The sequence below is a fragment of the Clostridium sp. JS66 genome (assembly GCF_033561535.1).
In the GTDB taxonomy this organism is placed as follows: Bacteria; Bacillota; Clostridia; order Clostridiales; family Clostridiaceae; genus Clostridium_AM; species Clostridium_AM carboxidivorans.
The window spans coordinates 5,831,538-5,848,223 of sequence record NZ_CP131467.1 but is presented as its reverse complement, the minus strand read 5'-3'; the positions used below and the strand labels follow the sequence as shown (position 1 = coordinate 5,848,223).

The window sequence follows — 16,686 nt, the reverse complement described above, 5'->3', positions numbered from 1 at the left end:
TTGAAAGGAGAACAGAAAATATGGAATTAGAAATAGGTAAAGTTTATGAAGGGTTTAAATTAGTAGAGAAGAAAGATATTAATGAAATTAACTCTACAGGAATTTTATTTGAGCATGAAAAAAGTGGAGCTAGATTATTTTACTTGAAAAATGAGGATGATAACAAAGTTTTTTCTATAAGTTTTAGAACTCCTCCAAAGGATAGCACAGGAGTTCCGCATATACTAGAGCATTCTGTATTGTGTGGTTCAAGAAAGTTTCCTTTAAAGGAGCCTTTTGTAGAATTAATAAAAGGTTCTATGAATACCTTTTTAAATGCATTTACATTTCCAGATAAAACTATGTATCCCGTAGCTAGTAGAAACAATAAAGATTTTTTGAATTTAATGAATGTTTATTTAGATGCAGTTTTTTATCCTAACATATATAAATATAAGGAAATTATGATGCAAGAAGGATGGCATTATGAACTAGAGAACAAGGATTCAGAAATTTCATATAAGGGTGTTGTATATAATGAAATGAAAGGTGCATTTTCATCACCTGAATCTATATTATTTAGAAAAATTTCTGAGTACCTATTTCCTGACACACAATACGGAGTAGAATCAGGAGGAGATCCAGATTTTATACCTAACTTAACACAGGAACAATTTTTAGCTTTTCATAAGAAGTATTATCATCCATCCAATAGTTATATTTATTTATATGGTGATATGGATATTATTGAAAAGTTAAAGTTTTTAAATGAAGAATATCTTAAGGATTTTACAAAGGAAAATGTAGATTCAGAGTTATTATTTCAAAAGCCTTTTGAAAAGATTCATGAAAATACTATAAAATATCCTATATCCAGCACTGAAAAAGAAGAAGATAAGACATTTTTGAGTATGAATTTTTCTGTTGGAAATGCTACAAATACTGAAATATATCTTGCTTTTGATATACTAGAACATTTACTTTTAGAAACACCTTCTGCACCATTAAAGAAGGCATTGATTGATGCTAAAATAGGAAAAGATGTTTTTGGTTCTTTTGAAGGTGGCATTCTTCAACCTATGTTTAGTATAATTGTTAAAAATTCTAATGAAGATCAAAAAGAAAAGTTTATAAATATAGTTAGAGATACTCTATCTAAGCTTGTAAAGGATGGAATAGATAAAAAGCTTATAGAAGCATCTATAAATATAAAAGAATTTCAACTAAGAGAGGCTGACTATCAAGGATATCCTAAAGGACTTATATACAGTATGAAAGCTATGGATAGCTGGCTATATGATGAAAAACCATGGATTCACTTGGCATACGAAGATACTTTGAGTAAAATAAAAACATCCTTACAAACAAGATATTTTGAAGATATTATAGAAAAGTATATATTGAAAAATAATCATGGTTCTGTTTTAATTGTAAAACCAGCTAAAGGATTAGAAGAAGAGAAGGAAGTAGCAATTAAAAAAAGGTTAAAGGAGTATAAGGAAAGCCTTTCAGATAAAGAAATAGAAGAACTTATTAATAATACTAATGAATTAAAGAAAAGACAGGTAACTCAAGATTCTCCAGAAAATTTAAAGAAAATACCACTTCTTTCAATAAAAGATATTGATTTGAAAGCTAAAAAAATTAGCTTAATTGAAAAAGAAGAAAATGGAGTTAAAGTACTTTATCATCCTGAGTTTACTAATGGCATAATATATATGAATATGTATTTTGACACAGAAGGTGTTAAAGAAGAAATGCTGCCTTATATATCAATACTAAGTACTGTAATAGGAAAATTAAACACTGAAAAATATCAGTATGAAGATTTAGTAAAAGAAATTAATATTTATACTGGTGGTATAAGATATGCAGCAGAAACTTATTCTGAAAAAGGAGACTCGGAGAAATTTTATCCTAAGTTTGTTGTAAAATCTAAGGTGCTTACAGGAAATATATCTAAGCTAACAACTTTGCTTGGAGAAATAATAGGCCATACTAAGTATGATGACTATAAACGTGTCAAAGAGATAATCCAAGAAACTAAATCACGTTTAGAGATGATAATGTTTGAAAAAGGTCATATTGTATCAGCAAGTCATTTATTTTCCTATTTTTCACCTATGGGTAAATATGATGATATAATAAGTGGTCTATCATTTTATAAATTTATAGCTGACTTGGAGAAAAATTTTGATGAAAAAGCTGAAGAAATCAGTAATAGCTTAAAAGAAGTTGCTGAAACTATTTTTAATAAAAATAATTTAATAGTTAATGTTACTTCAGATGAAAAAGACTATGAAACTTTCGCAAAGGAACTTCCTTTAGTTTGTCAGGAAATTGGAGACAATAGAATAACAAAAGTTGAATACAAATTTGAATTTGGACCTGAAAATGAAGGGTTGATGACTTCTGGAAAAGTTCAGTACGTGGCTAAGGCTTATAATTTTATAAAGCTTGGATATTCATATACAGGAGGCTTACTGGTATTAAAAACTATAGCAAATTATGATTATTTATGGAATAAAGTACGTGTTCAAGGTGGTGCTTATGGAAGCTTTGCATCATTCCAGAAAAATGGTAATATGTTCTTTACATCTTATAGAGATCCGAACCTAGAAGAGACTATTAATGTTTATGATAATGCAGGAGAGTTTTTTAAGAATTTCAATGCAGATGATAGGCAGATGACAAAATATATTATAGGAACAATATCAGATTTAGATTTTCCATTGACTCCTTCTATGAAGGGAGAACGTGCAGCCGAACACTATATTAAACATATTAAATATGAAGATATACAAAAGGAAAGAGAAGAAGTACTAAATGTTAAAATAGATGATATAAAGGGATTTGGAGAAATGATATCCAGTGCAATGAAAAAGAATTATGTATGTGTTATAGGTAATGAAGAAAAAATAAAACAGAATAAATCACTATTTAATAATTTAATAAATTTGTTTGAATAAATATTTTATACTGTTAATTTAGAAGGAGCTGTTACATTAGGAAATTTACATACAATATGTTATGAGATTTATTCTTAGTGTGACAGTTCCTTTGTTTTATAAAAAATGAAATGAAGTTGTTTTGCGAAAATTAATATGCAGAATAGTAAGACAATATTAAAAATTTTATTGAGGTATATTGGAAAATGTAGTATATTATATATGAAACCGGTAACATATTTTATTTGTGTATTTAATTTAAGTTTACTAATTACTTCATAGTAATTGTAAAAGTTTATAATTATCCTATAGAAATGAGGAGAAATTAAAGTGCCAGCAACAATAAAAGATATTGCGCAAAAGTCAGGAGTTTCGCTAACAACAGTATCAAGGGTTTTAAACAGCTCAGGATATGTTAAGGAAGAAACTAAGAGAAAAGTTTTAAGTGCAATAAAGGAATTAAATTATACTCCTAGTGCAATAGCTAGGAGTCTATCTAAGAATAAGACTAATACCATAGGGGTAGTGATACCTGAAATAAATAACCAGTTTTATGGTGAAGTTATAAAGGGTATTAGCGAAGTTGCAGTTGAGTATAATCAAAATATAATACTCTGCAATACTGATAATGATATAGAAAAAGAAGTAAAGGCGTTAAAAGTACTTAAAGAACAAAGAATACAAGGTATAATAATTGCACCAACTTCTGTTGAGGATGATTTTAATAGTGAATATTTAATCACTATTGAGCAGCTAGGTATCCCTATAGTATTAGCAGATGGACATGTAAAATATGCTGATTTTAGTGGAGCATTTGTGGATAATATTAAAGGTGCATATGAATCTACGGAAGCTTTAATAAAGGCGGGACATAAAAAAATTGGGATAATTACAGGAAGAATGAATTCTGATGCAGCACAAAATAGGCTAACAGGATATAAAAAAGCTTTAGCTCTAAATAATATACCTTTTAATGAAAGGTATGTATTTAAAGGTGATTATGGGGAAAGATTAGCTTATGAACTTACAAAAAAAATGTTATTAATGGAAGATAGACCAACAGCAGTGTTTACTAGCAGCAACAAGATGACTATTGGATGCATAAAAGCACTTACTGAAGAAGGACTAAAAATACCGAAGGATATGGCTTTAATTGGATTTGACAGAATTGATATTTTGAATTCTCTAGGGATGGATATCAGTTTTGTTGATGGTCCTACAACGGAGTTAGGTAATATAGCAATGAAAATTCTTATGGAGAATATAAAAAATGTAGAGAATTTTAAAGTGAAAAAGATTACAATTGCACCTAAGTTAGTCTTAAAAGGTTCAGAAAGGTTTGTAAAAAAGTAAATTATTAAAAAGTATTTTACAAGTAATTAAAAAAATTTGTTATAATAAATTTTGGAGAATTTTTATGTGGAAGCGGTTACTTTTTATTGTGTAAATTTTAAAATTTATATTTTTAATATATATAGATAAAGATATAATTTTTTAAAAATAATTTTTAAATCAAATAGAGTTTAGGAGGTATAGTACAATATGACTTTGGAAGAAAACATAAAAGAAGCATCAAAGTATATACTGGAAAAAACAACACATAAACCAGAAATAGCGCTTATTTTAGGTTCAGGTCTTGGTGCTTTAGCAGATGAAATAGAAAATGCAGAATATTATCCTTACAGTGAAATTCCTAATTTTCCTATTTCAACTGTACAAGGACATGCTGGTCGATTAGTTGTAGGAAATTTAAAAGGAAAGACAGTTATAGCAATGCAAGGAAGATTCCATTACTATGAAGGATATGCAATGCAAGAAGTTACATTTCCTATCCGTGTTATGAAGCTTTTAGGAATTAAAACATTAATAGTTACTAATGCTGCAGGAGCTGTAAATGTGAATTATAAGCCTGGAGACTTAATGCTTATAAAGGATCATATTAATCTATCAGGGAATAATCCTTTAATTGGAAAGAACTTAGATAGCTTTGGAACTAGATTTCCTGATATGTCAGAAGCATATAATAAAGAATTAAGAGAAAAAGTAAAGAAGATATCTGAAAAACTTAATGTACCAATTCAAGAAGGTGTATATGCTTGTATGAGTGGACCAACTTATGAAACACCAGCTGAAATTAATATGATACGAGTTTTAGGGGGAGATGCTGTAGGAATGTCTACGGTACCTGAAGTAATAATAGCTAATCATAGTGGAATAAAAGTCATAGGAGTTTCTTGTATTACCAATATGGCTGCAGGAATACTAAAACAGCCATTGAATCATAAAGAAGTAATGGAAACCTCAGAAATTGCAAGAGAAAAGTTTGTAAAACTTATGAAAGGTATTGTAGAATCAATTTAAAAAGTGTAATTTGTGAAAAGTAAAAATATCTTTTAATTGAAGGGAGGGCACTGGTTACAATGTTATTAGGGTTGGTAACCAGAAAAATTAATGGAAAAAGTAATTGAAATGGTTGGGATAACCAAAGTTTTTCCAGGAACTATTGCAAATGATAATGTAAATTTTGAATTGCTGCAGGGAGAAACACATGTATTATTAGGAGAAAATGGAGCAGGAAAAACCACACTTATGAACATACTTTATGGTTTATATCAACCAGAAAAGGGTGAAATACGTGTAAATGGCAAAGAAGCAAAAATTACAAACCCAAATGATGCTATAAAGCTTGGTATAGGTATGGTGCATCAACATTTTATGTTGGTTAGTAATTTTACAGTAGCCGAAAATATTGTTTTAGGGATAGAACCTAAAAAAGGCTTAAAAATAGATATAGCTAAAGCTTGTAAAGATGTAAAAGAAATTGCTGATAAATATGGCTTCAATATAAATCCAAAGGATGTTATAGAAGACATCTCTGTAGGTCAACAGCAAAAAGTGGAAATATTAAAAGCTTTATATAGAGGAGCCGATGTCTTAATATTGGATGAACCTACTGCAGTACTTACTCCACAAGAAATAGAAGAATTGGGCGTTATTATAAATAATCTTAAAGCAGAAGGAAAATCGGTAATACTTATAACTCACAAATTAAAAGAAGTTATGAAAATGAGTGATAGAGTAACTATAATAAGAAGAGGAAAAGTTACAGGAACAGTTAATACTAAAGAAACTAATATAGATCAATTGGCAGAACTTATGGTAGGCAGAAAAGTAACCTTGGTAGTTAATAAGAAGGAAGCAAAAGTAGGAAAAGAAATTCTAAATATAGAAAACATAGAAGCAAAAGACCATAGAGGCATAATGGCAGTAAAGGGCGTAAGCTTAACGGTCAGAGCAGGAGAAATAGTTGGTATAGCAGGAGTAGATGGAAATGGTCAAACGGAACTTGTGGAAGTTTTAACTGGACTTAGAAAACCAGAGTCGGGAAAGATAACATTGAATGAAATAGATATATCTGGTAAACCTCCAAGAAAAATTGCAGATTTTGGTGTAGGCCATATTCCAGAAGATAGACAAAAAAGAGGACTTATATTACAATACTCTTTATTTGAAAATGCTGTACTTGGTACTTATCATAAAAAACCTTTTAGTAAAGGTATAGTGATGAATTACAATGAAATACGTAAGTATTGTAAAGATATTATAGAAGAATTTGATGTAAGAACTCCAAATGAAGAAGTTACAGCAGCATCACTTTCAGGAGGAAATCAACAAAAGCTTATAGCAGCAAGAGAAATAGCAAAAGATCCAGAACTTTTAATTGCGTCTCAACCAACAAGGGGTATAGATGTAGGAGCTATAGAATATATACACAAAAGATTGGTACAGGAAAGGGATAAGGGAAAAGCTGTACTTTTGATATCACTTGAATTAGATGAAATATTAGCTTTATCAGATAGAATAGCTGTTATGTATGATGGAAATATAGTTGATATACTAGACAGAAAGGATGCAGATGAGAAGAAGCTAGGAATTCTTATGGCTGGAGGAACCTTAGATAAGGAAAAGGAGGTAGAAACTGTTGAATAATAATAAAATAAAACAGTCAGTGATAAATGCTATAAAAAGTTTAGCATTCCCTTTATTTTCAATAATTGTTTCGTTTTTTGTAGCAGTATTTTTTGTAATGTGGTCAAAAGGATATGGAATAGGAGATTACTTTACTGCGCTAACAGATTTAATTGGTACTATAATAAGTGGAAGTTTTGGAGATACTGCTAAAAGCTTAGAAACAATGGTGTTTGTAACACCTTTAATATTTACAGGAGTAGCAAATGCCATTGCTTTTAAATGTGGACTATTTAACATAGGAGTTGAAGGACAGTTTACAATGGGACTTATAGCTGCTGCTATAGTAGGTTTAATACCTGGATTAAGTCCATGGATACATGTTCCTTTAATATTACTATCAGGTATTATAGGAGGAGGAATCTGGGGAGCAATACCGGGTTACCTAAGAGCTAAGTATGGAACTAGTGAAGTTATAAATACAATAATGATGAATTATATAGCTTTAAATGTAGTTAATATTATAGTACTTAGAACTCCTATCGGTATTGCATCAAAAGCATCTACACCAACTATACAAGCAAGTGCTCAACTCTTAAAATTTACTGGCAGCAGTAGAGCAAATATAGGACTTATATTTGCACTTATATGTGCTATTTTTATATATTGGTTACTTTGGAAAACAACCATAGGATACGAAATAAGAGCAGTAGGTTTAAACCCATTAGGAGCGGAATATGGCGGAATAAATGTAGCAAAGAATGCAGTATTAGCAATGGTTTTATCAGGAGCTATTGCAGGTATTGGTGGAGCATGTCATTTGGCAGGAGTTATGTATAATGCAACAGATTTAATGGCTAACATTGGATATGGATTTGATGGTATGGCAGTTGCTCTCTTAGCAAAAAGTAATCCTATAGGATGTATACCAGCAGCTGTATTATTTGGAGCATTAAATAGCAGTTCAAGAATACTTCAATTGAACTCAATACCAAAGGAAATAGTTTATTTAATTCAATCAATTGTAATCATATTTGTAGCCACAGACTACATAGTTAAATACTTGGAGAATAGAAAGAGAAGAAAGGGGGTAATTGCAAATGGATAAGGTAACACTTATTATAATAATACTAGCATCTACCCTAAGAATGGCAACACCTTTAATATTTGCAGGCCTTGGAGGTGTATTTTCAGAAAAATCAGGAGTTGTAAATATAGGACTTGACGGTATGATGACAATAGGTGCTTTCTTCGCAGTTTTTGGTTCTTATGCTACAGGAAGTCCTTTAATGGGAATTTTATTTGCAGCAATAGCAGGTGGACTTTTAGCCTTGATACATGCTTTTTTAAGTATAACCTTAAAAGCAGATCAAATAATATCAGGTACTGCTATAAATTTATTTTCAACAGCCTTTGCTAGTTTTCTTATATTTAAAATATTTAAAAAGGGTGGTCAAACAGATATAGTAACAGGACTTCCTTATGCAATACCAGCAGCTGTAAAGGGCATTCCCGTAATAGGACCATTTTTGGCAGGATTAAACTGGTTTGTGGTACTAGCAATAGTACTTGTATTTGTAGCAAACTTTGTATTGTTTAAGACTCCTATAGGACTTAGAATAAGAGCAGTAGGAGAACATCCAAGTGCAGCAGATACACTAGGTATAAATGTTTATAAAGTTAGATATTCTTGTGTAATACTTTCAGGAATACTTGCAGGTATAGGAGGAGCTGCTTTGTCAATAGGTATGACTCCAGTTTACAAAGAAGGAATGGTAGCAGGACGTGGATTTATAGCGCTAGCAGCTATGATATTTGGTAACTGGAAGCCAAAGGGAACTATGTGGGCATGTTTACTATTTGCTTTTGGTAATGCTTTAGAAATAAATGCTCAAAGCCTTTCACTAAATATACCAACAGAAATTTACTCAATGATACCTTATATATTAACAATGCTTGCACTTGCAGGCTTCGTAGGAAAAACTACAGCACCAGCTGCGGATGGTGTACCATACGAAAAGGGACAAAGATAAAAAATAATCCACATTGTGAATAATTAATTACTCACAATGTGGATTTAATTTTATTAAGTTTTATTAAGCTGTAGTGCTTTCAGATGATTTCATTTTCTTCAAATCTCTGATCCATACTTTAGCACTTTCAAATAGTATAATTAATACAAGTACTATAAGTACAAGAGACATACAAACTAATAATGTTTTACCTTGAGGTAGATAATTAATTAATACATTTTCTATACAAGCAGTTATTGTTATTATAGTTATACATACCATTGGTATGAATGTAATTAAGGCATATATTGGTTTGCCTTTCTTTATAATTATTGTAGTACCTATAGCGAAAGCTATAGCAGATAACAATTGATTAGCAATACCGAACAAAGGCCATATTGTATTTACATTACCTGTGAATAATAGATATCCCCAGCTAAACGAGATTAAAGCACTAAAGAATATAAGGTTAAACCAAGACTCTTTGTTTCCAAAAGGTTTATAGAACTTAGCACATAAGTCTTGAAGTAGATATCTTCCTATTCTTGTACCAGAATCTATAGTAGTTAATATAAACAATGCTTCGAACATTATACAGAAATGATACCAGTAAGACATTAAGCTCTCAAGTCCTGGAAGTTTATAGAATACGTAAGACATACCAACTGCTAAAGATACAGATCCACCTGTTCTTCCAGCTAAGTTTTCACCAACCATTTGTGAAAGCATTGGAAGTTCTTTAGGGATCATATGAAGTTTAGCAAATGCTGCTGGTGCTGAGTTTATAGCAAAATAATCAGCTGTTGGCAGGCAAGTTGCTGCAATTAATGCCATTAAAGCTATAAAGGATTCAAAAAGCATAGCACCAAAACCTATAGGAAGAATGTCTCTTTCATTAGCTATAAGCTTAGGCGTTGTACCTGTACTTATTAATGCATGGAATCCAGATAGAGCACCACAGGCTATTGTAATAAACAAGAATGGGAACACTTTACCTGGAACTACAGGACCACCGCCACTTACAAAGTTAGTAACAGCTGGCATTTGGATAGTTGGTCTAACAAATATTATACCTATTACCAAGAATCCAATAACACCGATTTTCATGTATGTGCTTAGATAATCTCTTGGAAGTAATAGCAACCATACAGGAAGTGCTGCTGCAAGGAAACCATATATTGCAAGAATTAAAGACATTTGCTTAGCATTAAAAGTTAAATATGGTGCTAAAGCAGTATGTTGGATATATGGACCTGCAATAACTCCAACCATTATAAGAACCATACCAATAATTGTAGCTTCAAGAATTTTACCAGGTCTTAAAAATTTCAAATATAAACCAACTAAGAAAGCAACTGGAATAGTAAAACCAACGGTAAAAGTACCCCATGGACTGTTGTAAAGTGAGTTAACAACTGGTAATCCAAGACCAGCCATGGCAATTATCAATATAAATAATACAGCGATAGAAGTAACAAACCCCATTCGATTTCCAAGATTTGTTCTAGCGATTTCAGCAATGGATTCTCCATCATGTCTAACTGATGCAAATAATAGTACCATATCATGTACTGCACCAGCAAGTGCGCCCCCAATTAGAATCCACAATGTTCCGGGAAGATAACCAAACTGTGCGGCCAAAACAGGTCCAATAAGTGGTCCAGCTCCAGCAATTGCTGCAAAGTGGTGACCAAAAAGAACTAGCTTATTGGTAGGAACATAATCACGTCCATCTTCATGTGCTTTAGATGGGACTTCTCTAGTTTCATCTAAAACTAATACTTTAGCAGCTATCCATGATCCATAAAATCTGTAAGCTAAAATTAATACAAGTGCACCGATAATAACAAGTACAATCGAGTTCATAGTATAAGACCCCCCTTAATTAATAATATTATTCCTTGTAAACCTTTACTAATGAATAAAAGTTTACACTAAAATGATATAATATTCTGAAGGAAAAAAAAAATGTATACGGTTGAAAGATAAAAAAAAGGGGGTGTATGGTAAAATATAATGGGTGTTTGACATAATAAAAAAAGAATAATCTGAAAATTAAAATATATTTTCATTGGATTAATTTTAGACATTGCATTTATACCTTCCTTTAAAGTAGTATAATAATATACTTAAATAAAAGGAGGTAAAGAAAATTGATATATGTGCAATTATTAGAACGTATGGCATTGATTGCCCTAGCAGCATATATATATAATCAATCGCATATATTTAAGAATTTGATTAAAGATGAACTGAAAATTGTAGATAAAATAATTATGGTCATATTTTTCTGTTCATTATCAATAATAGGGACATATACAGGAGTAAGTCTGGAACCTTATGCTATAGCAAATACTAGACCTATAGGAGCAATAGTAGCAGGATATATTGGAGGACCAGCTATTGGAATAATAGTAGGTATAATAGCTGGTACACACAGATATTTTATGGGTGGATATACTGCTTTAGCTTGCGCAATTGCAACAGTAATAGAGGGAATTACAGGAGCCTTAGCAAGAAAATATTCTAAAAATGGTGGTATTAGTGTAAAAAGTGGATTTATAGGTGCAGTTATAGCTGAAATACTGCAAATGGTTACACTTTTAATTTTTGCAAGACCTCTACCAGATGCGGCAAGTCTAGTAAAGTTTATAGCTTTGCCTATGATAACCATAAATTCTATAGGAGTAATTATTTTCTTGAATATAATACAGAATGCAAGGGAGCAATATAATAGAATTGGAGCCATTCAAACTCAAAAAGTGCTAAAGATTGTAAAAAAGACTACAGATTATATGCGGCAGGGATTAAACGAAAATACTGCAGAAAGTATATCAAAAATTATATATGAAACAACAAATGCTAAAGGAGTATTCATAGGAGATAAGAAAGGGTTTCTTACCTATTGTGGTAGAGGTATTGATGAAGAAAAGTTAAAAATGAAATTGAAGGTATATTATGAAACTCCAGATTATAGTTTAATTAAATTTATAAGTAACAATAAACCTATATTTTTTGTATGTGCCCCATTTTTAATATCTAATACTAGCTTTGAAGGGGTTTTAGGGCTAGAAGTTGATTTGGGAAAGGAAAATGATAAATATGTTTGGGAATTTGTTAAGGAATTAAGTGAATTACTTTCTACTCAAATAGAGTTATATAAAGTAAATAAGTTAGCAGAAGAAGCCTCTACTGCTGAATTTAGAGCTTTAAGATCACAGATACAGCCACATTTCTTATTTAATGCTTTAAATACAATATCCTCTTTTTGCAGAACTAATCCTTTAAAGGCTAAAGAACTGATTATAGATTTGTCTAATTATTTTAGACAAACCCTTAAAAGAGAAGAAGACTTTGTTTCTTTAAAAGATGAGATTGAATTTATACAATCTTATTTATCTATAGAAAAAGCCAGGTTTGGAGAAAGGCTTAAAATCATTATAGATATACCAGAAAATTTAATGAATATTAAAATGCCCGTATTTATGCTTCAGCCTATAATAGAAAATTCTATTAAACATGGAATATTGCCTAAGCCTTTAGGAGGATCTGTTTTTGTTAAAGCTAATTGCTCCGATGAAGAAGTTCTATTTTTAATTGAAGATACAGGAGTTGGCATGGATGGAGATACATTAAATCAGGTTGTAAATAAATCGCCAGGAATAGGACTTAAAAATGTAAATGAAAGATTAAAATTACTATATGGGGAAGACTATGGCTTAAAAATAGATACAAACATAGATAAGGGTACTAAAGTACAATTTTTAATACCAAAGGAGGTAAAGTCTATAGATGGATAAAATAAAATGTGTTATTTTAGAAGATGAAATTCCAGCCGCGGAAGAACTTAAATATATATTATCCCAACATGAATTAATAGATATAGTAGGAATTGGTTATGATGGCATGAGTGGACTAGAACTCATTAAAAATAAAAAGCCTGAAGCTGCTTTTATGGATATAAACATGCCACTTGAAAATGGAATGGAACTTGCAAAAAAGGTTAGAGAGTTCGATGAAAACATAGATATAATTTTTGTTACAGCTTATGAGGAACATGCTGTACAAGCTTTTGAGGTAAATGCACTTGATTATATTCTAAAACCATTTGATGAGAAAAGAATAGAGATTACTATAAAAAGATTAGCAAGTAAATTTAAAAATAAAACTATAGATGAAGAAAAACTTCCTGATATCATAAACGATATAATAAATAAAATTGATAAAGAAGAAAGAATTGTAAAAAAAATACCTTGTGAAAAAAACGGAAAAATTGTATTAGTAAACATAAAAGACATATACTATTGTTACATAAAAGATGAAAAAACCTATGTTAAAGCTAAAGATGGTAGCTATTTAGTTGGCTTTACACTTCAGCAAATAGAAGGAAAAACTGATTTTTTTAGAGCTCATAGAAGTTATTTGGTGAATATGGACAATATTAAAGAATTATACTCTTGGTTTAATGGTACTTATAAGTTAGTAATGGATGATAATAATAGATCAGAAATACCTATAAGTCGTAATAATGTGAAGAAGTTAAAAGAGATAATTGGAATTTAGAACAAATGAAAATTTAGATTAATTGGTGATTATATGAAATTTGAAAGATTATCTATGAAAATAAAATTAACTATATTTTTTGCTTTACTCTCAGTTATTTTATTTGTATCAGTAGGCTTACTATTTTTTGAAAGCAATAAAAAAATTGTAATAGATACTAAACAAAAAGAATTTAAAACCCTTTCTAAGGAAACAGCAAATAAAATAGAAAGATTTTTCTTTGAAAGGTACGGGGATATAGAAGTAATGTGTAATTCATCCATATTGAATAGAAATGATATAGATGAAAACGTTAAGCTAGGATATATAAAAAGTGTTAGAAATGCATATAAAACATATGAATATATTTTAACTACAGATAATTATGGGAATATAAAAACTATTTCAGGTGATTTAAAAGGAGATTATAACTATAAAAAATGGATAGATAGCGTTAGAAGTAATGAATTTTTTGTATCAGATTTTACTTATATCCCAGAGGAAAAAGCATATTTTGTTTATTTTATAGCACCTATAAAAGATGATATGGGTTCAGTTATTGGTAAGATAGTAGAAAAAGTTGAGCTTGGTTCTATAACTGATATAGTGAAAAATGTTGGATTAGATAAATCTGGGGATGCTTATCTTGTTTCAAATAATGGAAGCTATATATTGTATAATAAGAAAAACAATCCTCGCATAAATTTAAATGCAGAACAAGGAAAGGTATACTATAATGAATATGATGGACATAAATTTGTATATACTTTTTATCCAATAAAAAAATATAAAACCCAAAAAAATACTTGGTATCTTGTGATAGAACAGCCTGAAAAGGATGCTTTTGAAGTTAGCTATAATTTAAGAAATTTTACTTTAGTTGTAATTATAATCTCTATATTTATAATATTTGTTGTAGCACTTATAGCATCTGAGAAGATAACAAAACCATTTAAAATAATGAATTTAAACTTAAAAACTATGGAACAAAGAGTTATAAAAATATCTGATGAATTAGAGAGAAGCGTGATGAGGGCTAAAAGTTTAGAAGCTTTAGCAACTATGTCTGCAGGTATGGCCCATGAAATAAGAAATCCGCTAACATCTATAAGTGGATATGCTCAGTATATTCAATTAGAATTACCAGAAAGTAATAAACTTCAAGAAGATATATCCATAATAATTAATGAAGTGGATAGACTGAATAGAATTGTGGATAGATTTTTAAGTTTTGCTAGACCTAAGAAATTAAGTTTAAAATCAGAAAGCATAAATGATATAGTAGAAGATGTAAAAAGAATATTAAGTAATGATATATGTTGCAATAATATAAAGCTGAATATTAATTTAAATAAAGTACCTAATATATTAATGGATAGAGATCAAATATATCAGGTAATACTTAACATAGCAATTAATGGTGTTCAATCCATGCCATATGGAGGAAGTTTAACTATAAATACAGGGTATATAAAAATGTCAAAAATAATTTTTGTGGATATAGAAGATACAGGAGTTGGAATATCAACGGAAGATTATGATAAAATATTTCAACCATTTTTTACTACCAAAGATAAAGGAGTTGGCTTAGGCCTTCCTATTTGTTTAAGAATAGTTGAAAATCATAATGGATTTATTGAAGTTGCTAAGAATGGAAAAAAGGGTACAAAGTTTACTATAAAAATTCCAATGTGATGTATATTAAGGTAGGAGATTTTATGTTAGAAATTAGTATTTTAATTGCAGATGATGAAATAAATGTTACTAAATTATTGGAAAAGGTTCTTGTGAAAGAAGGATATAATACATATATAGCTTCTTGTGGCAGTGAGGCTTTAAGTATAATAGATAAACACCATATAGATATTGTAATTACTGACATTAAGATGCCTGGAATGAGTGGCATAGAGCTTTTAAGTGAAATAAAACTAATAGATCCAAGTATAGAGGTGATATTAATCACAGCTTTTGCTACTATGAACACTGCCATAGAAGCTTTAAAAATGGGTGCTAGAGATTATATAACAAAGCCTTTTAATTTAAAAGATGTGATTGAGTCTATAAAAAGAATATCTGGAGGTAGCAAAGCATTACAGCAGTTAGAACCTATAGATAATTATTTTTTAAGTAAAAGTAAGGGTATGGAAGAAGTTCTTCGCATTATAAAGCAAATAGCTGATACTAAAACTACTATAATGATATATGGAGAAACTGGCACAGGTAAAGGTTTGGCAGCACAAGCTTTGCATAATCTAAGTTGTAGAAGAAACAAACCTTTCATAAAGGTAAATTGTGCTGCTATACCAGAAACTTTATTAGAAAGTGAGCTATTTGGGTATGAAAAAGGTGCATTTACAGGGGCAGCCACAAATAAGCCGGGAAGATTTGAGCTAGCAAATGGAGGATCCATATTTTTAGATGAAATAGGAGATATTACACCTCTTATGCAGGTAAAATTACTGAAGGTAATGCAGGAAAAAGAATTTGAAAGATTAGGTGGAATAAAAACCATAAAAACTGATGTTAGAATTATAGCTGCTACCAATAAAAATTTAGAAGATATGGTTAATAAAGGTGTTTTTAGACAGGATTTATATTATAGATTGAATGTAGTACCAATAAAGATGCCGCCACTTAGAGAAAGAAAAGAGGATATACCTTCTTTAGTGGAATATTTTTTGACAAAATGTTCTTATGCATCTGAAAAAGGAAAGAAAGATATCTCAAAAGATGCGATAATGCAGCTTATAAATTATAATTGGCCAGGAAATATAAGGGAATTGGAAAATGTAATTGAGAGATGTGTAGTAATAAGTAATTCCAAAGTTATAGACGTAAATGATATTCCAAAGTATATATGGGAATCAGATAAATGTGAAGATGGTAACCAAGGAAAATTAAATGATGTAGTAGATGTAGCTGAAAAAAATATTATAATTAAAGCTTTAGAAGAATGTGATGGAAATAAGACTAAGGCGTCTGAAGTGTTAGGTATAAGTAGAAGGTCTTTGCATAGAAAAATAAGTAAATATAATATAGAAGATTAGCAAAATGGGACATTTGTGTCACTGTGTGACATGAATGTCCCATTTTTAATTCGTAAAAATGTATTAATATGCAATGTAAAATGCAAAAAAAAATTCAATATAAGCTGAAGTCGCATGAATATGCACGGTAAACATTTTCATAAAGTATGGCATACAATTTGCTATAAATAGTTAGGTATGAATAATTAA

11 protein-coding genes are annotated in these 16,686 nt (G+C 30.1%); 10 read left to right on the top strand and 1 reads right to left on the bottom strand.

Annotated features, from left to right (window positions below):
* Positions 1 to 20 precede the first annotated feature (20 nt).
* The 6 genes from Q6H37_RS27165 to Q6H37_RS27140 all read left to right on the top strand — a co-directional run bounded on the left by Q6H37_RS27165 (position 21) and on the right by Q6H37_RS27140 (position 8,929).
* Complete coding sequence (locus tag Q6H37_RS27165; protein WP_318737992.1) at positions 21 to 2,948, top strand: insulinase family protein; 2,928 nt, start codon at positions 21 to 23, stop codon at positions 2,946 to 2,948.
* A gap of 309 nt (positions 2,949 to 3,257) precedes the next feature.
* Positions 3,258 to 4,280, top strand: coding sequence for a LacI family DNA-binding transcriptional regulator (locus Q6H37_RS27160; RefSeq protein ID WP_318737990.1), 1,023 nt, complete (start codon positions 3,258 to 3,260; stop codon positions 4,278 to 4,280).
* A gap of 189 nt (positions 4,281 to 4,469) precedes the next feature.
* Entirely contained in the window at positions 4,470 to 5,288 is an 819-nt protein-coding gene (locus Q6H37_RS27155; protein WP_318737989.1) for a purine-nucleoside phosphorylase, read from the top strand.
* A gap of 90 nt (positions 5,289 to 5,378) precedes the next feature.
* Positions 5,379 to 6,917, top strand: coding sequence for an ABC transporter ATP-binding protein (locus Q6H37_RS27150; RefSeq protein WP_318737988.1), 1,539 nt, complete (start codon positions 5,379 to 5,381; stop codon positions 6,915 to 6,917).
* Positions 6,907 to 8,004, top strand: a complete 1,098-nt coding sequence (locus Q6H37_RS27145) for an ABC transporter permease (protein ID WP_318743178.1) — start codon at positions 6,907 to 6,909, stop codon at positions 8,002 to 8,004. Before Q6H37_RS27150 ends, Q6H37_RS27145 begins: the two co-directional genes overlap by 11 nt.
* A complete protein-coding gene (locus Q6H37_RS27140) occupies positions 7,997 to 8,929 on the top strand; it encodes an ABC transporter permease (RefSeq protein ID WP_007061513.1) in 933 nt (310 codons plus the stop codon). The genes Q6H37_RS27145 and Q6H37_RS27140 overlap by 8 nt, the downstream gene beginning before the upstream one ends.
* 63 nt (positions 8,930 to 8,992) lie before the next feature.
* Here the strand turns inward: Q6H37_RS27140 and Q6H37_RS27135 are convergent, their stop codons facing one another.
* A complete protein-coding gene (locus Q6H37_RS27135) occupies positions 8,993 to 10,774 on the bottom strand; it encodes a carbon starvation protein A (protein ID WP_318737986.1) in 1,782 nt (593 codons plus the stop codon).
* A 287-nt stretch (positions 10,775 to 11,061) separates the two neighbouring features.
* On the opposite strand from Q6H37_RS27135, the gene Q6H37_RS27130 reads away from it, so the two are divergent.
* From Q6H37_RS27130 to Q6H37_RS27115, 4 genes are read left to right on the top strand one after another with little or no spacing between them, the layout of a single operon-like run.
* The gene (locus tag Q6H37_RS27130) at positions 11,062 to 12,708 is read left to right on the top strand and encodes a LytS/YhcK type 5TM receptor domain-containing protein (protein ID WP_318737984.1); all 1,647 of its coding nucleotides are present in this window, start codon (positions 11,062 to 11,064) and stop codon (positions 12,706 to 12,708) included.
* Complete coding sequence (locus Q6H37_RS27125; protein ID WP_318737982.1) at positions 12,701 to 13,471, top strand: LytTR family DNA-binding domain-containing protein; 771 nt, start codon at positions 12,701 to 12,703, stop codon at positions 13,469 to 13,471. The genes Q6H37_RS27130 and Q6H37_RS27125 overlap by 8 nt, the downstream gene beginning before the upstream one ends.
* 33 nt (positions 13,472 to 13,504) lie before the next feature.
* On the top strand, positions 13,505 to 15,145 hold the full coding sequence (locus tag Q6H37_RS27120) for an ATP-binding protein (protein ID WP_318737981.1): 1,641 nt from the start codon (positions 13,505 to 13,507) through the stop codon (positions 15,143 to 15,145).
* Positions 15,146 to 15,168: 23 nt separating this feature from the next.
* Positions 15,169 to 16,497, top strand: a complete 1,329-nt coding sequence (locus Q6H37_RS27115) for a sigma-54 dependent transcriptional regulator (RefSeq protein WP_318737979.1) — start codon at positions 15,169 to 15,171, stop codon at positions 16,495 to 16,497.
* The last annotated feature ends 189 nt before the right edge of the window (positions 16,498 to 16,686 follow it).

Coding starts and splice junctions, on each gene's coding strand:
- Q6H37_RS27165 (WP_318737992.1), top strand. CDS start 21: ATGGAATTAGAAATAGGTAAAGTTTATGAAGGGTTTAAATTAGTAGAG.
- Q6H37_RS27155 (WP_318737989.1), top strand. CDS start 4,470: ATGACTTTGGAAGAAAACATAAAAGAAGCATCAAAGTATATACTGGAA.
- Q6H37_RS27150 (WP_318737988.1), top strand. CDS start 5,379: ATGGAAAAAGTAATTGAAATGGTTGGGATAACCAAAGTTTTTCCAGGA.
- Q6H37_RS27140 (WP_007061513.1), top strand. CDS start 7,997: ATGGATAAGGTAACACTTATTATAATAATACTAGCATCTACCCTAAGA.
- Q6H37_RS27135 (WP_318737986.1), bottom strand. CDS start 10,774: ATGAACTCGATTGTACTTGTTATTATCGGTGCACTTGTATTAATTTTA.
- Q6H37_RS27125 (WP_318737982.1), top strand. CDS start 12,701: ATGGATAAAATAAAATGTGTTATTTTAGAAGATGAAATTCCAGCCGCG.
- Q6H37_RS27120 (WP_318737981.1), top strand. CDS start 13,505: ATGAAATTTGAAAGATTATCTATGAAAATAAAATTAACTATATTTTTT.
- Q6H37_RS27115 (WP_318737979.1), top strand. CDS start 15,169: ATGTTAGAAATTAGTATTTTAATTGCAGATGATGAAATAAATGTTACT.